Annotated in this window: 19 protein-coding genes; 18 read left to right on the top strand and 1 reads right to left on the bottom strand. The window is 68.9% G+C overall.

Going from position 1 to position 21,587, the window contains the following annotated elements:
* The first annotated feature begins 52 nt into the window (after positions 1-52).
* The 3 genes from M5C96_RS16240 (at position 53) to M5C96_RS16230 (ending at position 4,215) form a co-directional block, all read left to right on the top strand.
* Positions 53-913, top strand: a complete 861-nt coding sequence (locus M5C96_RS16240) for an enoyl-CoA hydratase/isomerase family protein (RefSeq protein WP_272569756.1) — start codon at positions 53-55, stop codon at positions 911-913.
* 27 nt (positions 914-940) lie between these two features.
* Complete coding sequence (locus tag M5C96_RS16235; RefSeq protein WP_272564165.1) at positions 941-2,506, top strand: malonate--CoA ligase; 1,566 nt, start codon at positions 941-943, stop codon at positions 2,504-2,506.
* 137 nt (positions 2,507-2,643) lie between these two features.
* The gene (locus M5C96_RS16230) at positions 2,644-4,215 is read left to right on the top strand and encodes a sensor domain-containing diguanylate cyclase (protein ID WP_272564164.1); all 1,572 of its coding nucleotides are present in this window, start codon (positions 2,644-2,646) and stop codon (positions 4,213-4,215) included.
* Positions 4,216-4,273: 58 nt separating this feature from the next.
* On the opposite strand, the gene M5C96_RS16225 is transcribed toward M5C96_RS16230, so the two are convergent.
* Entirely contained in the window at positions 4,274-5,245 is a 972-nt protein-coding gene (locus M5C96_RS16225; RefSeq protein ID WP_272564163.1) for a LysR substrate-binding domain-containing protein, read from the bottom strand.
* A 216-nt stretch (positions 5,246-5,461) separates the two neighbouring features.
* Here M5C96_RS16225 and M5C96_RS16220 point away from each other — a divergent pair, with 216 nt between their 5' ends.
* From M5C96_RS16220 to M5C96_RS16150, 15 genes are all read left to right on the top strand, one after another.
* Positions 5,462-6,694 (top strand): metal-dependent hydrolase family protein, encoded by a 1,233-nt coding sequence (locus M5C96_RS16220; RefSeq protein ID WP_272564162.1) that lies wholly within the window; start codon positions 5,462-5,464, stop codon positions 6,692-6,694.
* 30 nt (positions 6,695-6,724) lie between these two features.
* The gene (locus M5C96_RS16215; protein ID WP_272564161.1) at positions 6,725-7,945 is read left to right on the top strand and encodes an ABC transporter substrate-binding protein; all 1,221 of its coding nucleotides are present in this window, start codon (positions 6,725-6,727) and stop codon (positions 7,943-7,945) included.
* A gap of 79 nt (positions 7,946-8,024) precedes the next feature.
* Positions 8,025-8,900, top strand: a complete 876-nt coding sequence (locus tag M5C96_RS16210) for a branched-chain amino acid ABC transporter permease (protein WP_272564160.1) — start codon at positions 8,025-8,027, stop codon at positions 8,898-8,900.
* 19 nt (positions 8,901-8,919) lie between these two features.
* A complete protein-coding gene (locus M5C96_RS16205) occupies positions 8,920-9,798 on the top strand; it encodes a branched-chain amino acid ABC transporter permease (protein ID WP_272564159.1) in 879 nt (292 codons plus the stop codon).
* Positions 9,795-10,574 carry an ABC transporter ATP-binding protein gene (locus M5C96_RS16200; RefSeq protein WP_272564158.1) on the top strand — a complete coding sequence of 260 codons (780 nt, stop codon included), beginning with the start codon at positions 9,795-9,797 and terminating at the stop codon, positions 10,572-10,574. The genes M5C96_RS16205 and M5C96_RS16200 overlap by 4 nt, the downstream gene beginning before the upstream one ends.
* Positions 10,571-11,305, top strand: coding sequence for an ABC transporter ATP-binding protein (locus M5C96_RS16195; RefSeq protein WP_272564157.1), 735 nt, complete (start codon positions 10,571-10,573; stop codon positions 11,303-11,305). Before M5C96_RS16200 ends, M5C96_RS16195 begins: the two co-directional genes overlap by 4 nt.
* A gap of 267 nt (positions 11,306-11,572) precedes the next feature.
* On the top strand, positions 11,573-14,068 hold the full coding sequence (locus M5C96_RS16190; RefSeq protein WP_272564156.1) for a heavy metal translocating P-type ATPase: 2,496 nt from the start codon (positions 11,573-11,575) through the stop codon (positions 14,066-14,068).
* Complete coding sequence (gene ccoS, locus M5C96_RS16185; protein WP_272564155.1) at positions 14,068-14,205, top strand: cbb3-type cytochrome oxidase assembly protein CcoS; 138 nt, start codon at positions 14,068-14,070, stop codon at positions 14,203-14,205. Before M5C96_RS16190 ends, ccoS begins: the two co-directional genes overlap by 1 nt.
* 212 nt (positions 14,206-14,417) lie before the next feature.
* Entirely contained in the window at positions 14,418-15,854 is a 1,437-nt protein-coding gene (locus M5C96_RS16180) for an alpha/beta hydrolase (RefSeq protein ID WP_272564154.1), read from the top strand.
* Positions 15,855-16,452: 598 nt separating this feature from the next.
* Entirely contained in the window at positions 16,453-17,892 is a 1,440-nt protein-coding gene (ccoN, locus tag M5C96_RS16175) for a cytochrome-c oxidase, cbb3-type subunit I (RefSeq protein WP_272564153.1), read from the top strand.
* 19 nt (positions 17,893-17,911) lie between these two features.
* Complete coding sequence (gene ccoO / locus M5C96_RS16170) at positions 17,912-18,541, top strand: cytochrome-c oxidase, cbb3-type subunit II (protein WP_272564152.1); 630 nt, start codon at positions 17,912-17,914, stop codon at positions 18,539-18,541.
* Between the two features lie 20 nt (positions 18,542-18,561).
* Positions 18,562-18,699 (top strand): cbb3-type cytochrome oxidase subunit 3, encoded by a 138-nt coding sequence (locus tag M5C96_RS16165; protein ID WP_272548310.1) that lies wholly within the window; start codon positions 18,562-18,564, stop codon positions 18,697-18,699.
* A 24-nt stretch (positions 18,700-18,723) separates the two neighbouring features.
* Complete coding sequence (ccoP, locus tag M5C96_RS16160) at positions 18,724-19,638, top strand: cytochrome-c oxidase, cbb3-type subunit III (RefSeq protein WP_272564151.1); 915 nt, start codon at positions 18,724-18,726, stop codon at positions 19,636-19,638.
* Positions 19,639-19,749: 111 nt separating this feature from the next.
* Entirely contained in the window at positions 19,750-21,198 is a 1,449-nt protein-coding gene (ccoG, locus tag M5C96_RS16155) for a cytochrome c oxidase accessory protein CcoG (protein ID WP_272564150.1), read from the top strand.
* 82 nt (positions 21,199-21,280) lie between these two features.
* Positions 21,281-21,565: a FixH family protein gene (locus M5C96_RS16150; RefSeq protein ID WP_272564149.1), complete on the top strand. Its 285-nt coding sequence runs from the start codon at positions 21,281-21,283 to the stop codon at positions 21,563-21,565.
* Positions 21,566-21,587: the final 22 nt, after the last annotated feature.

The raw sequence follows: 21,587 nt of genomic DNA, 5'->3' as shown, positions 1-21,587 counted from the left end.
GATGCGGCCAGTGCAAACGGCGGACATGGCGGACATGGTGGAGAGGGCGGACATGGCGGGTGACATCGGGGTGGAGCGGGTCGACGGGGCGGATGGCGCTCCCGGGGTGGTGCGCGTGGTGCTGCGCCACCCGGGGCGGCTCAACGCCATGTCCCGCGCCATGTGGCGGCAGCTGCGCGCCGTGTTCGAGCAGCTGCAGGCCGATGACGGCGCGCGCTGCGTGCTCATCGAAGGCGAGGGCGATGCCTTCTGCGCAGGCGGCGACATCTCCGAGTACCCGGCGTTCCGCTTCGACCGCGAGGCGCTGCGCGACTTCCACGAAACCGACGTGTGGGGCGGCCTGGCGGCCATGCTGGCGTGCGACGTGCCCATCGTGGCCGGCATCCGCGGCGCCTGCATGGGCGCGGGCGTGGAGATCGCCAGCTGCTGCGACGTGCGCATCGCCGGCGCAGGGGCCCGCTTCGGCGCGCCGATCGCGCGGCTGGGCTTTCCGATGGCCCCGCGCGAGGCGCAATTGGTGGCCGGCGCGGTGGGCGACCTGATCGCCCGGCAGATGCTGCTGGAGGCCGCCACCTTCGGCGCCGAGGCCATGGCGGCGCGGGGCTTCCTGAACCGCGTGGTGGCCGACGAGGCACTGGCCGCCGAAGCCCTGGCCAGCGCCCGGCGCATCGCCGCGCTCGCCCCCGCCGCGGCGCGCATGAACAAGCAGACGCTTCGTGCCTTGAAAGGGCCTGCGGCGCATATTCCACTAGGGCGTGGTGCTATTGATAATGTAGCAATCGGCCCGGCGGCCACCGCACCGGGGCAGGGGCCGGGCCCCTTCGCCGACCCCGATCCCTATGCCTACGCGGACAGCCCCGAGCACCGCGAAGGCATCATGGCGTTCCTGGCCAAACGTCCTCCCGTCTTCTGACACCCGACCGTTTTCCTCTTTTTTTGTATGAGCCAACACAACCTGTACACCGCCCTGCGCGCGGCCTTTCCGGACGACCTGGATACCGTCGCCGTCGAAACCACGGCGGCCGACGGCACGCCCCTGCACTACACCTGGAGCGACCTGGACCGCGCCAGCGCGCGCATCGCCAACCTGCTGGCGTCGCTGGACCTGCCGGACGGCAGCCGCATCGCGGTGCAGGTCGAGAAGTCGGTCGAGGCCCTGCTGCTGTACCTGGCCACGCTGCGCGCCGGGCATGCCTTCCTTCCGCTGAACACGGCCTACCAGAGCGGCGAGATCGAGTACTTTGTCGGCAATGCGGAGCCCGCGGTGGTGGTGTGCTCGCCCGCCAACTTCGGCTGGGTGTCCAAGATCGCCTTCACGGCCGGCACGCAGCACGTGTTCACGCTGGGCGACGACCGCACCGGCACCCTGCTGGAGCGTGCCGCGCACCACGGCGACACGCACCTGCCCGTGCCGCGGGCGGCCGACGACCTGGCCGCCATCCTGTACACCAGCGGCACCACCGGCCGCAGCAAAGGGGCGATGCTCACGCACGGCAACCTGCTGTCCAACGCGCAGGTGCTCAAGGAATACTGGGGTTTCCGGCCGGACGACGTGCTCATCCATGCGCTGCCCATCTTCCATGTGCACGGCCTGTTCGTGGCGATCCACGCGGCGCTGCTCAACGGCAGCAAGATGATCTGGCTGGCGCGGTTCGACCCGCGCGCGGTGGTCGCCGCCATGCCGCGCGCCACCGTCTTCATGGGCGTGCCCACGCTGTACGTGCGCCTGCTGGCCGAGCCGGGCCTCACCCGCGAGGCGGTGCGGAACATGCGCCTGTTCATCGCGGGCTCGGCGCCGCTGCTGATCGAGACTTTCCGCGAGTGGCAGGAGCGCACCGGCCACACCATCCTGGAGCGCTACGGCATGAGCGAGACCATCATGCTCACCTCCAACCCCTACATGGCCGACCCGCGCCACGGCGGCCAGGACGAGCGCCGCGGCGGCACCGTGGGCTTTGCGCTGCCGGGCGTGGGCCTGCGCGTGGTGGACGATGCGGGCGCGCCGCTGCCCGTGGGCGAGATCGGCAATATCCAGGTGCGCGGGCCCAACGTGTTCAAGGGCTACTGGCGCATGCCCGAGAAGACGCAGGAAGAGTTCAGCACCGATGCCGACGGGCACCGCTGGTTCAAGACCGGCGACGTGGGCCGCGTGGACGAGCGCGGCTACGTGAGCATCGTGGGCCGCAGCAAGGACCTCATCATCAGCGGGGGCTACAACGTCTATCCGGCCGAGATCGAGGGCTATATCAACGAGATGCCCGGCGTGGCCGAGAGCGCGCTCATCGGCGTGCCGCACCCGGACTTCGGCGAGGTCGGCGTGGCCGTCATCACGCCCAAGCCCGGCGCGCAGCTCGACGGCGACGCCATCGTGGGGCGGCTCAAATCGCAGCTGGCCAACTTCAAGATCCCCAAGCGCTGCTTCATCGCCCCCGAACTGCCCCGCAACGCCATGGGCAAGGTGCAAAAGAACCTGCTGCGCGAGCAGCACAAGGGGCTGTTCGCCTGACCCGGTGGCCGGCGACGGCAGGCCCGGGCAGGCGCGGGCCGTGGAACGCGGGGGAAAAGCCGCTTCACCGATGGGGTGGCAGGTGCTAACCTGACCCTTGCCCTTGCCCTCTGGAGTCCTGCTGCATGCCTGCCGCCTTGCCCCGGTCCCCGGCGACCCCGGCCCCCCCGAACCTGCCGGACAAGGACCGGTCGGTCGCGTCGGCGGTCCTGTTCGTCGTGCTGGTCGCGCTGCTGCTGGTGGCCTCCAACGTGTGGCTGGCCTGGCGGGCGCGCGATGCCGAGTGGCAGCAGGCGGCCGATGCGGCGCGCAACCTGACGCATGCCGTCGCCCAGCAGACCGATGCCATGTTCGCCGAGGTCGGCCGCGTGGTCGGCAGCGTGGTGTACGAACTGGAGCGCTCGGAGATGGCCCCCGACGCCCTGGAGCGCCTGCAGCCCCTGCTGGTCACCCACGTGGCGCAGTCGGAGCACCTGCACGGCATGTTCGTCTTTGGGCCGGATGGCCGCTGGCTCGTCAATTCGCAGCCGGTGCAGAACCCCCAGGCCAACAATGCGGACCGCGCCTATTTCATCCACCACCGCGACAGCCCGAGTACGCGCGTCGCCATCGGCAAGCCCATCGTCAGCCGGTCTTCGGGCGTGTGGATCATTCCGGTGTCGCGGCGCATCGACGACGCCGAAGGGCAGTTCGCAGGGGTGGCGCTCGCCACCATCCGCGTGGACTATGTGCTCGGCCTGCTCAACGGCCTGCAGATCGGGGACAAGGGCGCCATCGCGCTCCTGCTGGGCGACGGCACCGTCCTGGCCCGGCGGCCCTTCTTCGCCGAGGATCTGGGCCGCCGCCTGAGCGGCACGCCGCTGTTCCAGATGCTGACGCAAAGCCGCGCCGGCGTCGCCACCGCGCCATCGCCCATCGACGGGGTGCGCCGGCTGGTGGGCTTCGAGCACACCCGCAACAATGGCCTGCTGGTCACCGTGGCCCTCGCGGAAGACGAGGTGCTGGCCCAGTGGCGCCGCTCGGCCTCGGTGCAGGCCCTGGGCATCCTGCTGCTGGTGGTCGTGATCGGGCTGGCGGGGGGCGGCGTGATCCAGGCGATCCGGCACCGTCGCGACGTCGAGCGCGACCTGACGGCGGCGCGCGATGCGCTGGTGCTGGCCAACGACAAGCTGGAGCACCTGGCCGAGCACGACGGCCTGACGGGGCTATACAACCGCCGCGCCTACGACCAGCACATCGCCAACGCCATGGCCCGCTGCCGGCGCAGCCGCATGCCGGTGTCGATCGTCCTGTTCGATGTGGATTTCTTCAAGAAGTACAACGACTTCTTCGGCCATCTCAGCGGCGACGAATGCCTGCGCCAGGTCGCCAAGGCACTGGATGCGTCGGTGCGCCGGCCGGAGGACATGGTGGCGCGCTACGGTGGCGAGGAGTTCGTGATCGTGCTGCCCGAGACCGACGCGTCCGGCGCGTCCCTCGTGGCCTCGGCGGCCCGCGCGGCGGTGCGCGCGCTGCAGATCGCACACCCGCAAAGCCCCTTCGAGTGCGTGACGGTCAGCGGCGGCCTGGCCTGCTGCGACTGGACGGACGGCGCGCCGGACAACGCCCAGGACCTGCTGGCCAGCGCCGACGCCGCGCTGTATGCCGCCAAGCAGGCCGGGCGCAACACGGTGCTGTCCCTCGCCGGGCCCGGCGCCCGGGCGGCCTGACCGGCGCGGTGCGGGTCACTGCCAGCACCGCGGCGCAGGGCAGGGCGATGCCCCTGAGTCAGGCCGCCGCCGCTGACCCGCTGGCGCAAAAGATGCAGCCGGCCGCAGGCGAGGTGCCTTCGCCCGGATCGGTGCCCGCCGCGTGGCTGCAGCAGTGCTCCAGCCAGCCGCTCACCAGCCGGTACACCGACAGGTTGGTGCGGGCCGTGGGCGCGCACAGGTAGTAGCCCAGCGGGCTCTGGAAGCGCTGGCCCAGCGGCTCGACCAGCGTGCCGGCCTGCAGTTCGTCCTCCACCAGGCAGGTGGGCACGATGCCCACGCCGAAGCCCGACACGGCGGCCCGGATGATGAGCGAGTACAGGTTGAAGCCCGGCCCGAAGCGGCTGCCGCCGGTGTCGCAGCCGTTTGCCGCCATCCAGTCGTGCCAGGCCAGCGGCACCTCGATGTGCTGCAGCAGCGTGGCGTGCTGCAGGTCGGCCTGGGTGCGCAGCGGCAGCGTGTCGCGCAGTTGGGGACTGCAGACGATGCTGGTCTCCTGCCCGATCAGGTAGCGGGCGTTGGCGCTGGGCCAGTTGCCGTAGCCGTACTGGATGGCGGCGTCGAACTCGTGCGGCACCGCGAAGTCGTGCGCGTGCTGGTAGCGCACGAAGTTCAGCGACACCTGCGGCAGCGTGCGCTTGAAGTGCCCCAGGCGCGGAAACAGCCACTGCGCCGCGAACGTGGGCGGTACCGAGAGGTTCAGTGCCCCGCCGTCGCCGCCATAGGACATGAGCTGGGCCGTCGCCGACTCCAGCGCGGCGATGGCCGGGCGCGTGGCGTTGAGGTAGGTGGCGCCCGCATCGGTCAGCTCCAGCCCCGACGAGCGGCGGATGAAGAGCTTCTGGCCCAGGTAGTCCTCCAGCGAGGCGATGTGGCGGCTGATGGCGCTTTGCGTCACGCACAGCTCCTTGGCCGCCATGGTGAAGGCCTGGTGCTTTGCCGCAGAGTGGAAAGCGTTCAGTTCGGAGAGGGTGGGGCAGAGGCGGCGCATGCAGTGGTATGAGCTGTAGTCATGGGCAGGTGAGATTTTAGGCGTTGCGACAAGACGCCATTGGCCCGATAAATGCAACCTGTGACGGCGTTGTGACGGTTTTTCCCGAATGAAGGTGTCAGCGTGCACCGCCTTCGGGAAGGTACGGGGCCTTGGCCCCCATCGCCGCCAGCCCATGAGTAATTTCGAAGCCCCTATTTTGGATTTTTTGATTCCATGACCGCTTTGTTGATTGAAAACAGCCAGGTGCTGGACGTGCATGCCCTGGCGCTGCGCACGGGTCTATCGGTGCTGGTGCAGGACGGGCGCATCGCCGCGGTGGGCGAGGGCCTGCAGGCGCCCGAAGGCGCCACGGTGGTCGATGCGCGCGGCATGACGCTCATGCCCGGCATGATCGACTGCCACGTGCACGTGGTGGCCTCGTCGTTCAACCTGGGCGTGGTGGCCAGGATGCCCAACGTGTTCACCATGCTGCGCTCGCTGCCCATCATGAAGGGCATGCTGGAGCGCGGCTTCACCTCGGTGCGCGATGCGGGCGGCGGCGACTGGTCGCTGGCCGAAGCGGTGCGCACGGGGCTGGTGCTGGGCCCGCGCATCTTTCCCTCGGGCAAGGCACTGTCGCAGACGGGCGGGCATGCGGACTTCCGCCAGCGCAACGACGACCTGGACGTGTGCTCGTGCGCCTACAAGCTGGGCAACATCGGCCGCGTGGTCGATGGCGTGGACGCCTGCCGCCTGGCGGTGCGCGAAGAGATCCTGAAGGGCGCCACGCAGATCAAGGTCATGGCCTCGGGCGGCGTGGCCTCGCCCAACGACCCGATCAACAACCTGGGCTATTCCGAGGCCGAACTGCGCGCCATCGTGGAAGAAGCCTCCAACGCCAACACCTATGTGATGGCCCATGCCTACACGCCCCGCGCCATCGCCCGCGCCGTGCGCTGCGGCGTGCGCACCATCGAGCACGGCAACCTGGTGGATGCCCCCACGGCCGAGCTGATGGCCGAACTGGGCGCCTTCATGGTGCCCACGCTCATCACCTACGAGGGCCTGGCCAACGAGGGCGAGCGCTACGGCCTGCCGGCGGTGTCCATCGCCAAGATCGACTCGGTGCGAGGCCAGGGCAAGCAGGCCATCGAGATCCTCGCCAAGGCCGGCGTGAAGATGGGCCTGGGCAGCGACCTGCTGGCCGAGACGCACTACCTGCAGGCCGACGAGCTGCGCCTGCGCGCCGACGTGCTGGGCAACGGCCCGGTGCTGCAGCAGGCCACGCTGGTCGGCGCCGAGATCCTGGGGCAGCAGGGCCAGCTGGGCGAAGTGACGCCCGGCGCCATCGCCGACCTGCTGCTGGTGGACGGCAACCCGCTCACCGACATCGCCTGCCTGCTGAACCAGGGCGAGCGCATCCGCGCCATCGTCAAGGACGGCGCCTTCGTGAAAAACAACCTCTGACACCAACCCCTGACCTGACCGGAGAACACCATGCAACGTAGAAATTTCGTCAAGCTCGGCGGCGCCGCAGCCGCCCTGCAGTGCCTTCCCTCCATCGGCTTCAGCCAGCAGGGCGAGGTCTTCCGCATCGGATCGCTCACGCCCATCACCGGCGCCGGCAGCCCCTACGGCCCGGGCATGCAGCAGGCCATCCGCCTGGCGGTGGACGAGGTCAACGCCGCGGGTGGCGCAGGCGGGCGCAAGCTGGAACTCTTCACCGAAGACGACCAGACCAAGCCCGACGCGGCCGTGCTGGCCGCCAAGAAGCTGATCGAAGTGAACAAGGTGCAGGCCGTGCTGGGCACCTGGGCTTCGGGCGTGACGCTGGCGGTGATGCCGCTGACCGATGCGGCCGGCATCATCCAGATGAACGTGTCGGGTGCGCCCACCATCTCCACGCTCGACACCAAGGACCTGGTGTGGCGCTTTCAGGCCACCAACGACCGCTTCGGCGCGGCGTTCGCCGAGATCTGCGCCAAGCGCGGCTTCAAGCGCCCGGCCACCATGGCGTTCAACAACGCCTCGGGCCTGGGCAATGTGGAAGGCTTCACCAAGGTCTGGGAAAAGCGCGGCGGCAAGGTGGCGGCGCACGTCACCTACGAGCCCAGCCGCCCCAGCTACCGCAGCGAGCTGCAGAAGATCCTCGCGGCCAAGCCCGATGTGATCGTGATGGGCTCGTACCTGCCCGACACCACCATCATCCTGCGCGAATGGTTCCAGTCCGGCGCCGACAACCAATGGGTCATCCCCGGCTGGGCGGCCAATCCCGACCTGGTGAAGGCCCTGGGCGCCGAAGTGTGCGAGGGCATCATCTCGGTGGAGACGGTCTCCAACGAAAAGAGCACCTCGTACGCGCAGTTCGATGCGGCCTTCACCAAGGCCACGGGCAAGGCGGCCTCCACCAACATCTACGCCGCCATGGCCTACGACATGGTGATCTCGCTGGCCCTGGCCATGGAAGCGGCCGGCCCCAAGGCCACGGTGGAGCAGGTCAACGCCAAGCTGCGCGAGGTGTCCAACGCCCCCGGCACGGCCGTGTACTCGTTCGCCGAAGGCAAAACGCAGCTGGGCAAGAAGGCCAAGGTGAACTACGAGGGCGCGTCCAGCAAGCTGGACTTCGATAAGTTCGGCGACGCCACGCCCGACTTCGGCGTGTTCATCATCGAAAAGGGCCAGCTGGTGCGCCGCGACGTGGTGTCCATCACGGTGTGAGCGGGCGCAGCCCGGGCGGCCCCCGAGCGGGGGCGCCCGGGCTTTTCTTGACAAGGCAGGGTAAGAACGAGATGACGCAATGACCTGGATAGCTTTCGCAAACCTGTTGATCAATGGATTGATCGAAGGCCTGGTGGTGGCGCTGCCCGCACTGGCCATGACCCTGGTGATGGGCGTCAACCGCTTTCCCAACGCGGCCACGGGCGACTTCCTGACCACCGGCGCCTATGCCGCCGTGGCGGTGCAGATGCTGGGCGGCTGGCCGCTGTGGGCCGCGGCGCTGGCGAGCATGGCCGCGACCGCCGTGGTCTCCGCGGGCTCGTACACGCTGATCTTTCGCAAGCTGGCCGGGCGGCCCATGGTGTCGTCCATGTTGGCGGCCATCGGCCTGGGCTTTCTGCTGCGCAGCCTGATCTCGTTCTTCGCCGGGCACGACCAGCGCACGTTCGACCTGCCGCTGGTGCGGGCCTGGAACTTTGGCGGCGTGCGCCTGCTGCCGACCGACGTGGCCATCGCGGGCATCGCCGTGCTGTGCCTGCTGGTGGTGTTCGTGCTGATCTACAAGACGAGCTTCGGGCGCCAGTTGCGCGCCGTGGCCGACAGCGCCGACCTGGCGCGCGCCAGCGGCATCCGCGCGGGCGGGCTCATGCTCAGCCTGTGGGTGCTGGTGGGCGCGCTCTCGGCCATCGGCGGCGTGCTGCTGGGCATGAAGGCCATCGTCAGCCCCGAGATGGGCTGGGAGAGCTTGATTCCCGCCTTCGCCGCCATGGTGCTGGGTGGCATCGGCAGCCCGGTGGGCGCGGTGCTGGGCGCCCTGCTGCTGTGCGTGGCGCAGGAGCTGGCCGTGCCGCTGCTGGGGCCTTCCTACAAGCTGGTGCTGTCGTTCGTGGTGCTGGCGCTGGTGCTGTTGCTGCGCCCGGCCGGCATCATGGGCCGCGTGCAGCTGGTGCGCTGATGCCGAAGGAGCCGAATCCATGATTGCCTACCTTTGCGCCATCGGCGTCATCGCCCTCATCTACTGCCTGCTCGCGCTGGGCCTGAACCTGCAGTTCGGCCTCACGCGGCTGGTGAACTTCGGCGTGGTGGCGTTCTTCGCCGTCGGCGCCTATACCTCGGGCCTGCTGTCGCTGCAGGGCGTGCCGCTGGCGCTGTGCTTCGTGGCTGCGGGCGTGCTTTCGGGCCTGCTGGCGCTGCCCATCGGCCTGTTGTCGCTGCGGCTACGCGACGACTACCTGGCCATCGTCACGCTCGGCTTCTCGGAGGCCGTGCGCATCTCCATCCAGCAGGAAAGCTGGCTCACCAAGGGCGTGCAGGGCCTGCCGGGCCTGCCCAAGCTGTTCGCGGCCTGGGGGCCGGTGTCGGATCTGGCCACGTTCGCCACCTTGCTCGCGCTGGTCGCGCTGGTGTCCTGGGGCACGGTGCGGCTCACGCGCAGCCCCTTCGGGCGGCTGCTGAAAGCCATCGGCGACGACGAGGCCGCGCTGTCGGCGCTGGGCAAGGACCCGGCCTGGTTCAAGGTGCAGGTGTTCATGCTGGGCGCGGCGCTGGCCGGCGTGGCGGGTGCGTTCTACGCGCACTTCATCACCTTCATCACGCCCGAGCAGTTCATTCCGCTCATCACGTTCTACGTGTGGATGGGCCTGGTGATGGGCGGCGCCGGTTCGGTGCGCGGCGCGGTCTTCGGCTCGCTGCTGCTCATGGTGTTCCTGGAGGGCTCGCGCTTCGCCAAGGACTGGGTGCCGGGCGTGTCCGAAGTGGGCATGGCCAGCCTGCGGCTCGCGGCCGTGGGGCTGGCGCTGATCCTGGTCACGCTGTACCGGCCCAACGGCCTGTTCGGAGGGAAGTCGCAATGATGGCAACGACAGCAGCACCGATGCTGAAAGTGGAGGCCGTGACGCGGCAGTTCGGCGGCTTCAAGGCGGTGGACGGCGTGTCGCTGCAGCTGGCCGAGCAGGAGATCCTGGGCATTGCCGGCACCAACGGCGCGGGCAAGAGCACCCTGTTCGCCGCCATCGCCGGCCAGCAGCCCGCCGATGCCGGGCGCATCACCTTCACCGGCCAGGACATCACCCGCGTGCCGCCGTACCGCCGCGCGCGCATGGGCCTGGTGCGCACCTTCCAGATCCCGCGCGAGTTCAAGAGCCTCACGGTGCACGAGAACCTGCTGGCCGCCGCGGCCAACCCGCAGGGCGAGCGCCTGGTGAACGCGTTCTTCCAGACGCGCAGCCTGCGCGAGCACGAAGCGCAGCTGGCGGCCAAGGCCGACGGCATCCTCCAGTTCCTGAACCTGGCGCGGGTGCGCGATGCGCGGGCGGGCGGCCTGTCGGGCGGGCAGAAGAAGCTGGTGGAGCTGGGCCGCGTGCTCATGCTGGACCCGCGCTGCATCCTGCTGGACGAGCCCTTCGCGGGCGTGAACCCGGTGCTGATCGAGGAAATCTGCGACCGCGTGCGCGAGCTGCACGGCCAGGGCATCGCCTTCATCGTGATCGAGCACCACCTGCAGGCGCTCAAGGCGCTGTCCCACCGCATGATCGTGATGGACCGTGGCCGCATCCTCGCCGAGGGCGATCCGCACACCGTGCTGGACGACCCGCGCGTGCAAGAGGCATACATGGGAGGGGTGGTATGACCAGCGCTTTGCACAACGGCAGCAGCGGCAGCAACCTGCTGCAGATCGGGCAGCTGCGCGGCGGCTATTCGGACGTGGACATCATCCACGGCATCGACCTGGCCGTCGCGCCGGGCGAGATCGTCACCATCGCCGGCACCAACGGCGCGGGCAAGTCCACGCTGGTGAAGGCGCTGCTGGGCCTGCTGCCGCGCGTGACGGGCAGCATCCACCTGGGCGGGCGCGACATCACGCGGCTGTCGGCCGAAGACCGGTTCGACGCCGGCCTGGCCTACGTGCCCCAGGTGGCCAATGTGTTTCCCTCGCTCACCGTGCGCGAGAACCTGCTGGTGGTGCGCGGCGTGCCGCACGTCAAGCGCCGCATGGACGCGGTGCTGGCCGACTTTCCCGCCCTGGTCGAGCGACTGCCGCAGCCGGCCAGCAACCTCTCGGGCGGCGAGCGCCAGCAGCTGGCCTTCGCCCGCGCGCTGATGCCCTCGCCGCGCATCATGGTGCTGGACGAGCCCACGGCGGCGCTGGCGCCCTCGCTGGTCGGCAAGGTGTTCGACATGGTGCGCACGCTGCCCGCCGCCGGCGTGGCGGTGCTGATGGTGGAGCAGCGCGCGCGCCAGGCGCTGCAGATCAGCCAACAGGGCTACATCCTCGACCAGGGGCGCTGCGTGCTGCAGGGCCCGGCTGACGGGCTGTTGGCCGACGAGCGCATGGCGCAGCTGTACCTGGGCAACCACTGAGGCGGGTAAAAGGGGCGCGCGGTTGGATGCTCCTTTTTTGATAGCGTAATGCCATAGTACTGATTGCGCTGGAGGGCGATTGGACGCGAAATCGTTGGGCCGCACGGCCTGCCCCGGCCAGCGCAGCACCGGCACGGGATGTGCGAGTGCGTCAGCACGCGCTGCGTCTTGCAACAGGGGTTGAAGGCGCCAGCTGCTGAAGCCACGGCATGGGCGGGCTTGATCCAGGTCAATGTGCGGACGGGGCAGGGCGCATAGCCTCGGGTCATGCTTTCCCACCGCTTCGAGCCGCCCAATGATCGCTCCGGCCTAGCTGCGCCAACGCAGGCCCCGTGCGCTCCGTGCGCCGAGCGCGCCTCGTTGCTGGACGACCCGCAGGAGTGGCCCTCGTTCGGCCGCGCCTGCCTGCCTGCGGGTGCCAGCGCCGGCACCGATGCCGATGCCACCGCGCAGACCTGGGAATCGCACGTGGTGCTGGAAGGCATGCACTGCGCCGCCTGCGCCCTGACCATCGAAGACGTTCTTCGCGCCGTGCCGGGCGTGGCGCAGGCCGATGTGAGCGCGGCCACCCGGCGCGCGCTCGTCGTGTGGAATGCGGCGCAGGTGCGCCCCTCGCAATGGATCGCCGCCGTGCGGCGCGCGGGCTACCGGGCCCTGCCGGCCATGGACGCCTTCGCTCGGGCGCAACGCCAAAGCGAGCACCGCCGCGCGCTGTGGCGCTGGCTGGTGGCCGGCTTTTGCATGATGCAGGTGATGATGTACGCGTGGCCCGCCTACGTGGCGCAGCCGGGCGACCTCACGGCCGAGATGGAGCAACTGCTGCGCTGGGCCTCGTGGGTCATCACGCTGCCGGTGGTCATCTTCGCCTGCGGGCCGTTCTTTGCGAACGCGCTGCGCGACGTGCGCCTGCGCCGGGTGAGCATGGACCTGCCCGTGGCGCTGGGCATGGCCATCACCTTCGGGGTGAGCACGGCGGGCACCTTCGATCCCGCGGGAATCTTCGGGCGCGAGGTGTTCTACGACTCGCTGACCATGTTCGTGTTCTTTTTGCTCACCGGCCGCTGGCTGGAGCTGCGCCTGCGCGACCGCACGGCCGGCGCGCTGGAGGCGGTGATGAACCGCCTGCCCGACAGCGTGGAGCGCCTGGGGGCCGATGGCGCGTTCGTGCGCGTGGCCGTGCGCCGCCTGGCCGTGGGCGACACCGTGCGCGTGCTGCCGGGCGAGGCCTTTCCGGCCGATGGGCGCATCACGCGGGGCGACACGCTCGCGGACGAGGCCCTGCTCACGGGCGAGTCCACGCCCGTGACGCGGCCCGAGGGCAGCGCCGTGACCGCCGGCAGCTACAACCTGCAGTCGGCCGTGCAAGTGAAGGTGGAGCGGGTGGGGGCCGACACGCGCTTCGCCCAGATCGTGGCGCTGATGGAAAGCGCCTCGCTGCAAAAGCCGCGACTGGCGCAGTTGGCGGACCGCATCGCGCGGCCGTTCCTCATCGCCGTGCTGGCGGCCGCCGCGCTGGCCGCCGCGTGGTGGTGGCCCACCGACCCCGGCCATGCGCTCATGGTGGCGGTGGCGGTGCTCATCGTCACCTGCCCGTGCGCGCTGTCGCTCGCCACGCCCGTGGCCATGCTGACCGCGGCGGGCACGCTGGCGCGCCAGGGCGTGCTGGTGCGCCACCTGCAGGCGCTGGAGGCCCTGGCGGGGGTGGACACCGTGGTGTTCGACAAGACCGGCACCCTCACGCGGGACGGCATGGCCGTGCGCGGCGTGCACCCGGCACCAGGCCTGGAACGGGCCGACGCCCTCGCACTGGCCGCGGCCGTGGCCCGCCATTCGGTACACCCGGTGTCGCGGGCGCTGGTGGCGGCGGCATCGCGCGAGGGGCTGGCCGCCGCCTCGCGCTGGCACGTGCTGGAAGTGCACGAACTGGCCGGGCAGGGCCTGGTGGCGCGTTTGCGGGAGGCGGATGAGGGCGCGGATGGCGCCGCCGATGCGCGCGGCCGGTTGGCCCTGGGCGAGCGCACCGTGCGCCTGGGCTCCGTGCGCCATGCGGGCGCTGGCGGCCCGGCAGGTGACGGGGGCGAAGGTGGCGCCACGGGTCAGCAGGTGGTGCTGTCCGAGCAGCGCAGCGACGGCACGCGCGTGGAGCTGGCCCGGTTCGACTGGAGCGAAGACCTGCGCCCCGAAGCGCCCCGCGCGGTGCGCCGCCTGCGCGATGCGGGCGTGGCCGTGCAGTTGCTCTCCGGCGACCGGCCCGGCGCGGTGCGGCGCATCGCCGCCCAGGTGGGCATCGATCGCGCGCGGGGCGACTGTACGCCGCAGGACAAGCTCGCGCTGCTGCAGGCCGAACAGGCGCGCGGCCACCGCGTGGCCATGGTGGGCGACGGGCTCAACGACGGGCCGGTGCTGGCAGGCGCCCATGTGTCGTTCGCCTTCGGCCGCGCCGTGCCGCTGGCGCAGTCGCGCGCGGATTTCGTGGTGATGGGCGGCGACCTGGAGCAGGTGGTGCAGACGCTGCTGCTGGCCCGCCGCACCCTGCGCGTGGTGCGGCAGAACCTGTGGTGGGCCGCGCTCTACAATGCGCTGTGCGTGCCGCTGGCCGTCGTGGGCTGGATGCCGGCGTGGCTCGCCGGGCTGGGCATGGCGCTCAGTTCGCTGCTGGTGGTTGCGAATGCGGCGCGGCTGGCAGCCGGTACCGGCTCCCCGCACGCTCCCGCTGCGGCACCAGCCGCCCACTGCGACGTGCCGCTGCCGGAAGGTGTGTGATGGACATCCTCTACCTGCTCATACCCCTGTCCGTCGTGCTGGTGCTGCTGGTTTTGATGGGCCTGGGCTGGGCGGTGTCCCGGGGCCAGTTCGAGGATGTGGAGCAGGAGGGCGAGCGCATCCTGCGAGATGAATGACCGGAGCGCCAAGCCACACCGTCCCGGCATTCAACGCCCGCCGCATCACGCAGCGGCTGACGGGCCCCTATGGCAGACCGACCGCTGCTGCCGCCACCCGTCGCCCGCGTGACAAACGCGCGGGAAAACCCGCACAGGGGTAGCGCGAGCCGTGCCTAGACTGGCGCCGCCAATGCAGTCGTCATTGCTCCCCTACCAAGAGAGACACAACCATGCAGCCGATCCGTTTTTTGATTCCTTCCCGCACGGCTGCCATCGGCGCCGTCAGTGCGTTGCTGCTCTCGGCTTGCGGTGGTGGCGGGGGCCTCGCGCCAGAGGAAACCCGTGTGCAAGACACCCGCACCAGCTTTGCCGTGGCCACCGCCAGCCTGCCTTTCGCGGCCATGGATGGCACCACGGTGCAGACCGACCGCTGGAGCGGCACGAATGCCGGCGCGGGCTACCGTGTAGAGGTTCCGAAGAACTGGAACGGTATCCTGGTGATGTACGCCCACGGCTATGCGGGCGAAGGCAATGCGCTGACCGTGTCCAACCCGGCTTTCCGGCGCTACCTGATCGAAAACGGCTACGCCTGGGCGGCATCCAGCTACACCAAGAATTTTTATGACGTGCGCGTGGGCGTGGAAGACACCAATGCGCTGGCCAATGCGTTTGTGGCGATTGCCGCCGCCAACGGCCGTGTGCTGTCAGAGCCTGCCCGCACCTATGTCACCGGTATCTCGATGGGCGGCCACATCGCCGCCGCCGCCATCGAGGACGAGGCGCAGCAAACGGCGGTCCACAAGCGGCGCTACCAGGGCGCCCTGCCGATGTGCGCCGTGCTGGGCGATCTGTCGCTGTACAACTACTTCGGTGCCTACCAGTTGGCGGCGCAGAAGCTGGCCGGTGTGCCCGCCGTCGCCGCACCCACCACCGACTGGGCCGCGCTCGCTCCGCGCGTGCGCGACGCCATGTTCGGCAGCCAGACATCGTTTGCACCGGTGACACCGCAAGGGCAGAAGCTCAAAGACATCGTCATGAACCTGACCGGCGGGCCGCGGCCGATCTTCGACCAGGGCTTTGCCAATGCTCCACTGCAAAACACCGTGTGGGGCACCTTCGGACGCGACGGCACCCTCAACGGCATCCTGAACAAGCAGGGAATCGACACCACCGGTACGGTCTACCGGTTCAATGCCAGCGCGGCAGAGGTGGCAGACTTCAACGCCACCATCGCGAAGTGGGTGCCGGCACCCGACGCCAACCGCCTGCGCACCGATGGCCTGCGCTGGGTGCCACAGGTCAATGGCCAGTTCCGCATCCCGGTGGTCACCCTGCATACGCTGGGCGACATGTACGTGCCCTTCCACATGGAGCAGGTCTACCGCGACCGCGTCGAGGCCAACGGCAATGGCCAGTGGCTGGTGCAGCGCGCCGTTCGTGCCCCCAGCCACTGCGATTTCACCGTGGCCGAGCAGTCTGAAGCATTCAAGGCGATGGCCGACTGGGTCGAGAAAGGCACCAAGCCCGCGGGTGACGACGTCAAAACGCCGGCCACCGTCGCTGACGCACGTTATGGCTGCACCTATACCCGCAACGCAGGTGGGCGCGACGACAGTGCTGCAACCGTGGCTACCCGCGCAACCCTGCCCGGGTGCAGCGGCAGCTGATCTGGCGTCGACTCGAATGCATGGCTAACCCCGTGGGGCGGACCTTCTGGCACCGCCTCATAGTCGTCCCCTCTGCCGATCAACCAGCCCAAGGGCAACTTTCCTTCGCTCCCTAAGCGGGACTGCGCCGACAGGAACAGCGGGTGTTTCAGGTCAGTGTCTACCAAGGTGCGCAGGCTCCCTTGGCTCGGCGCAGAAAGCGAGTCTCGTCTGGGTTGTCGGTGTAGCTGCGAAACAGTGACGTCCCTGTTGAACGACCAGTCGGGCCCGCCGTCCAGAATTTGGTCATGGAAGAACGCCGAACCGCTCGTACACGCGGGTCTGGATCACCGTGTTCACTCACGACACAGGCGTTGCGCTTCAGGTTTGAATCCGCCCCGTGATCACGGGGCGTTACGCCTGATTTCTTGTTAGATATCCATTTGCGATTCTCTTGGGGTTGCTGACTCATGCCGCACCCCCTGTACGGACAGCCGTGCTGCCAGTGGTGGGCCTGACGCCCGATGACCCCGGCCGAATTCATCGCAACGATTGACGTGCGTCAATGCCCCCAACGGGTATCCGGAAGAAACTTTCCGTGCAATCAAAGAGGTGCACGATGGAATCTCCAAAAACCGCTGCCGCGCATTACGACGACACCGTCGTGCGGCAGTTTTCGATCATGGCCGTGGTGTGGGGGGTGGTGGGCATGCTGGTCGGCGTCTTCATCGCCGCCCAGCTGGCCTGGCCGGAACTCAACTTCGGCATTCCCTGGCTCAGCTACGGCCGTCTGCGGCCGCTGCACACCAACGCGGTGATCTTCGCCTTCGGCGGCTGCGCGCTGTTCGCCACCAGCTACTACGTGGCGCAGCGCACCTGCCAGGTGCGCCTGTTCGCGGGGCCGCTGGCGTCGTTCACGTTCTGGGGCTGGCAGCTCGTCATCGTGGCGGCGGCCATCAGCCTGCCGCTGGGCTACACCACCGGCAAGGAATACGCCGAACTGGAATGGCCCATCGACATCCTGATCACGCTGGTGTGGGTGTCGTACGCCATCGTGTTCTTCGGCACGATCGGCCGCCGCAAGGTGCGCCACATCTACGTGGCCAACTGGTTCTTCGGGGCGTTCATCCTGGCGGTGGCGCTGCTGCACCTGGTCAACAGCGCCGAAGTGCCTGCTGGCTGGATGAAGAGCTACTCGGCCTATGCCGGTGTGCAGGACGCGATGGTGCAGTGGTGGTACGGCCACAACGCCGTGGGCTTCTTCCTCACCGCGGGCTTCCTCGGGATGATGTATTACTTCATCCCCAAGCAGGCCGGCCGCCCGGTGTACAGCTACCGCCTGTCGATCGTGCACTTCTGGGCGCTGATCTTCACCTACATGTGGGCGGGCCCCCACCACCTGCACTACACCGCGCTGCCGGACTGGACGCAATCGGTGGGCATGGTGTTCTCGCTGATCCTGCTGGCCCCCAGCTGGGGCGGGATGATCAACGGCGTGATGACGCTGTCGGGCGCCTGGCACAAGCTGCGCGACGACCCCATCCTGCGCTTCCTGATCGTGTCGCTGTCGTTCTACGGCATGGCCACGTTCGAGGGCCCGATGATGTCCATCAAGACCGTCAACGCGCTCAGCCACTACACCGACTGGACCGTGGGCCACGTGCATGCCGGCGCCCTGGGCTGGGTGGGCCTGATCACCATGGGCTCGCTCTACTACCTGATCCCGCGCCTGTTCGGCCGAGAAAAGATGCACTCGGTGCCCGCCATCGAGCTGCACTTCTGGATGTCCACCATCGGCATCGTGCTGTACATCGCCGCGATGTGGATCGCCGGCGTCATGCAGGGGCTGATGTGGCGCGCGGTCAATCCCGACGGCACGCTCACCTATACCTTCGTCGAAAGCGTGAAGGCCACCTATCCGTTCTACGTGGTCCGCTTCGCCGGCGGCCTGCTGTACCTGGGCGGCATGCTGGTGATGGCCTGGAACGTGTGGGCCACCGCCATCTCGGGCCGCTCGGTCAAGGTGTCGATCCCCGCCGTGAACACGGCCCATGCCTGAGTCCCGAGGAGCGCATTCCATGTCCGAACACAACCCCAAATCGGCCGGCTTCTCGCACGAGAAGATCGAGACCAACAACTTCCTGATGATCGTGCTGATCGTGCTGGTGGTCGCCATCGGCGGCCTGGCCGAGATCGTGCCGCTGTTCTTCCAGAAGTCCACCACCGAACCCGTGACGGGTGTGCAGCCCTACACCGCGGTGCAGCTGCTGGGCCGCGACATCTACCTTCGCGAGGGTTGCTACAACTGCCACTCGCAGATGATCCGCCCCTTCCGCGCCGAGACGCTGCGCTACGGTCACTACTCGGTGGCCGGCGAGTTCGTGTACGACCACCCCTTCCAGTGGGGCAGCAAGCGCACCGGCCCCGACCTGCACCGCGTGGGCGGCAAGTACAGCGACGAGTGGCACCGCATCCACCTGAACAACCCGCGCGACGTGGTGCCCGAATCGAACATGCCCGCCTACAGCTGGCTGGAGAAGACGCCCGTCGATCCCGCCGTGGCCGCGCCGCGCATGAAGGCGCTGCGCACGGTGGGCGTGCCCTACACCGACGAGCAGATCGCCGCCGCGCCCGAGGAGGTCAAGGGCAAGACCGAGATGGACGTGCTCGTGGCCTACCTGCAGGTCATGGGCCGCGCCCTCAAGTAACGAACCCCAAGGAGCTGGTCATGGACATCACCACTGTGCGCATCGTCGCCACGCTGGCATCGCTGGCGTGCTTCCTCGGCATCCTGGTCTGGGCGTTCTCGCGCCGCAACCGGGCCCGGTTCGAGGAGGCCGCGCGCCTGCCCTTCGAGCAAGACTGATCCGCAAAAAACAATGAGAACGACATGAGTGACTTCACCCACAATTTCTGGTCGGTGTACGTGGCGGGGCTGACCGTGGTCGGCATCCTGGGCTGCCTGCTGCTGCTCTGGATCACGGCCCGCAAGAAGGTCGCGCCCAGCACCGACAACACCACGGGCCACGTCTGGGACGAGGACCTGCGGGAGATGGACAACCCCATGCCGCGCTGGTGGATGTGGCTGTTCGTGCTCACCATCGTCTTCGGCTTCGGCTACCTGGCCGTCTATCCGGGCCTGGGCCGCTTCGCCGGCCAGTTCGGCTGGACGCAGGCCGGCGAGTACGAGGCCGAGATGGCCAAGGCGCGCACCGAGCTTGCGCCGCTGTACGCCCGGTTCGCCGCGATGAAGACCGAGGAGATGGCCGCCAACCCCGAGGCCATGGCCATCGGCGAGCGCCTGTTCATGAACAACTGCGCGCAGTGCCACGGCTCTGACGCACGGGGCAGCAAGGGCTTTCCCAACCTGGCCGACAACGACTGGCTGCACGGCGGCGCGCCGGAGAACATCCGCGAGACGCTGGAGAAGGGCCGCATGGGCACCATGCCGCCCATGGCCGCAGCCGTGGGTTCGCCGGAGGACATCCGCAACCTCGCGCACTATGTGCTGAGCCTGTCGGGCAGCCCGCACGATTCGCTGCGCGCCTCGCTGGGCAAGTCCAAGTTCACCGCCTGCGCGGCCTGCCACGGCATGGACGGCAAGGGCAATACGGCCCTGGGCGCGCCCAACCTGACCGACGACGTCTGGCTGCACGGCTGGGGCGAGGCGGCCATCACCGCCATGGTCAACCACGGCAAGGTCAACGTGATGCCGGCCCAGGCCGACAAGCTGACCGAGGCGCAGATCGGCGTGCTCACCGCCTACGTGTGGGGCCTGTCCCACCGCGCGAACGCGGTGCGCTGACGGCGCCGATGCCACCGGGGAACGCGATCCGGGCCGTTCCCGCGGCGCGCCCTGGCCGGCGGCGCAGCCGCTGACGCGTTCCCTTGCCGGCCCACCCTTTCGAGAACTGCCATGAAGCCACCCAGCGGGCCTGCCCGCAAGGTCATTCCCATCACCCCGGTCGCGCCTGGCGCTGCCGATGCGGCCGCCGAGATGGTGTCGCTGTACGAGGCGCAAAAGAAGATCTACCCGCGCTCCATCCGCGGCCTGTTCGCCCGCTGGCGCTGGGCCATGGTGGCCCTCACGCAGCTCGTGTTCTATGCGCTGCCCTGGCTGCAGTGGGGCGAGCGGCAGATGGTGCTGTTCGACCTGGGGGCTCGGCGCTTTTACCTGTTCGGGCTGGTGCTGTACCCGCAGGATTTCATCTACCTCACGGGCCTGCTCATCGTCAGCGCGATGTCGCTGTTCCTGTTCACCGCGGTGGCGGGGCGCCTGTGGTGCGGCTTCGCCTGCCCGCAGACGGTGTACACCGAGATCTTCATGTGGATCGAGCACCGGGTGGAGGGCGACCGCAGCGCCCGCCTGCGCCTGGATGCCGGGGGCTGGACCTTCGAGAAGGTGCGCAAGAAGGCGCTCAAGCAGTTCCTCTGGATCGCGGTGGCGCTGTGGACGGGCTTTACCTTCGTGGGCTACTTCGTGCCCATCCGCCAACTGTCGGGCGAGTTGCTGGCGATGCAGGGCGGCTGGCAGATCTTCTGGGTGCTGTTCTACGGCTTCGCCACCTACGGCAATGCCGGCTTCATGCGCGAGCAGGTGTGCAAGTACATGTGCCCCTATGCCCGGTTCCAGAGCGCCATGTTCGACCGCGACACGCTCATCGTCACCTACGACGACGCGCGCGGCGAGCCGCGCGGTCCCCGAACCAAGACGGTGGATTACAAGGCGCGGGGCCTGGGCGACTGCATCGACTGCACGCTGTGCGTGCAGGTGTGTCCGGTGGGCATCGACATCCGCAACGGCCTGCAATACGAGTGCATCGGCTGTGGGCTGTGCGTGGACGCCTGCAACACCGTGATGGACAAGATGCACTACCCGCGGGGGCTGATCCGCTTTTCCACGCAGAACGGCGTGGCGGCCCGCTGGGGCCGGGCGCAGATGCTGCGCCGCGTGCTGCGCCCCCGCGTGCTGATCTACACCGCGGTGCTGGTGGCGCTGTGCGTGGGGCTGCTGTCCAGCCTGGTGCTGCGCACGCCGCTCAAGGTGGATGTGGTGCGCGACCGCGCCGCGCTCTCGCGCATCGTGGCCGGCGGGCAGCTGGAGAACATCTACCGCCTGCAGATCATGAACGCCACCGAGTCCGGCCAGCGCTACCGCATCGGCGCGAGCGGGCTGCAGGGGCTGCGCGTGGCGTCCGACGCCGAGGTGGAGATCGGCGCGGCCGAGTCCCGCTGGGTGGCCGTTCGCCTTCAGATCCCCTACGGCTCCGCGCCGCCCGGATCGCATGCCGTGCAGTTCGACGTGCAGGCGCTGGGCTCGGGCGGCCATGTCGTTGAGAAGTCGGTGTTCCTGGTGCCGCGATGAGCGCCGCAGGCCCCACCATTTCCGTTGCAGGTGCCAGGCCCCTGGCCCGGCCGCCTTTCTTTTCCTGTCAGGAGTGAACACCATGCCATCCCCTATCGCCGCCGCACCGGCTCCCGTTCCTTCGGCCGCTCCCTGGTGGAAGTTCGGCTTCGTCTGGATGGTCATTGCCGGGCCGGCCATCGTGGTCGTGGCGGGCTTCACCACGCTGTGGGTGGCGGTCGTGCGCCCCGACCCGGTGGTGGCCGAGGACTACTACCGCCAGGGCATCGAGATCAACAAGAAGCTGCAGGGCGCGCCGAACAGCCTGGCCCCGGCCATGAAGGCGCGCAACCATGCGGCCACCCCCGCGCAGGACCAGCCGCGCTGAAAGCGGCCTGTTCGCACCACCC

Source organism: Acidovorax sp. GBBC 1281 (genome assembly GCF_028473645.1).
GTDB lineage: Bacteria > Pseudomonadota > Gammaproteobacteria > Burkholderiales > Burkholderiaceae_C > Paracidovorax.
Note: the sequence above shows the minus strand (reverse complement) of the source record. Positions and strands in the feature narration are given on the sequence as shown.

Excerpts from the sequence above, each read along its gene's own strand:
- M5C96_RS16240 (WP_272569756.1), top strand. The coding sequence starts at position 53 with ATGGCGGGTGACATCGGGGTGGAGCGGGTCGACGGGGCGGATGGCGCT.
- M5C96_RS16235 (WP_272564165.1), top strand. The coding sequence starts at position 941 with ATGAGCCAACACAACCTGTACACCGCCCTGCGCGCGGCCTTTCCGGAC.
- M5C96_RS16225 (WP_272564163.1), bottom strand. The coding sequence starts at position 5,245 with ATGCGCCGCCTCTGCCCCACCCTCTCCGAACTGAACGCTTTCCACTCT.
- M5C96_RS16220 (WP_272564162.1), top strand. The coding sequence starts at position 5,462 with ATGACCGCTTTGTTGATTGAAAACAGCCAGGTGCTGGACGTGCATGCC.
- M5C96_RS16215 (WP_272564161.1), top strand. The coding sequence starts at position 6,725 with ATGCAACGTAGAAATTTCGTCAAGCTCGGCGGCGCCGCAGCCGCCCTG.
- M5C96_RS16210 (WP_272564160.1), top strand. The coding sequence starts at position 8,025 with ATGACCTGGATAGCTTTCGCAAACCTGTTGATCAATGGATTGATCGAA.
- M5C96_RS16205 (WP_272564159.1), top strand. The coding sequence starts at position 8,920 with ATGATTGCCTACCTTTGCGCCATCGGCGTCATCGCCCTCATCTACTGC.
- M5C96_RS16200 (WP_272564158.1), top strand. The coding sequence starts at position 9,795 with ATGATGGCAACGACAGCAGCACCGATGCTGAAAGTGGAGGCCGTGACG.
- M5C96_RS16195 (WP_272564157.1), top strand. The coding sequence starts at position 10,571 with ATGACCAGCGCTTTGCACAACGGCAGCAGCGGCAGCAACCTGCTGCAG.
- M5C96_RS16190 (WP_272564156.1), top strand. The coding sequence starts at position 11,573 with ATGCTTTCCCACCGCTTCGAGCCGCCCAATGATCGCTCCGGCCTAGCT.
- ccoS (WP_272564155.1), top strand. The coding sequence starts at position 14,068 with ATGGACATCCTCTACCTGCTCATACCCCTGTCCGTCGTGCTGGTGCTG.
- M5C96_RS16180 (WP_272564154.1), top strand. The coding sequence starts at position 14,418 with ATGCAGCCGATCCGTTTTTTGATTCCTTCCCGCACGGCTGCCATCGGC.
- ccoN (WP_272564153.1), top strand. The coding sequence starts at position 16,453 with ATGGAATCTCCAAAAACCGCTGCCGCGCATTACGACGACACCGTCGTG.
- ccoO (WP_272564152.1), top strand. The coding sequence starts at position 17,912 with ATGTCCGAACACAACCCCAAATCGGCCGGCTTCTCGCACGAGAAGATC.
- M5C96_RS16165 (WP_272548310.1), top strand. The coding sequence starts at position 18,562 with ATGGACATCACCACTGTGCGCATCGTCGCCACGCTGGCATCGCTGGCG.
- ccoP (WP_272564151.1), top strand. The coding sequence starts at position 18,724 with ATGAGTGACTTCACCCACAATTTCTGGTCGGTGTACGTGGCGGGGCTG.
- ccoG (WP_272564150.1), top strand. The coding sequence starts at position 19,750 with ATGAAGCCACCCAGCGGGCCTGCCCGCAAGGTCATTCCCATCACCCCG.
- M5C96_RS16150 (WP_272564149.1), top strand. The coding sequence starts at position 21,281 with ATGCCATCCCCTATCGCCGCCGCACCGGCTCCCGTTCCTTCGGCCGCT.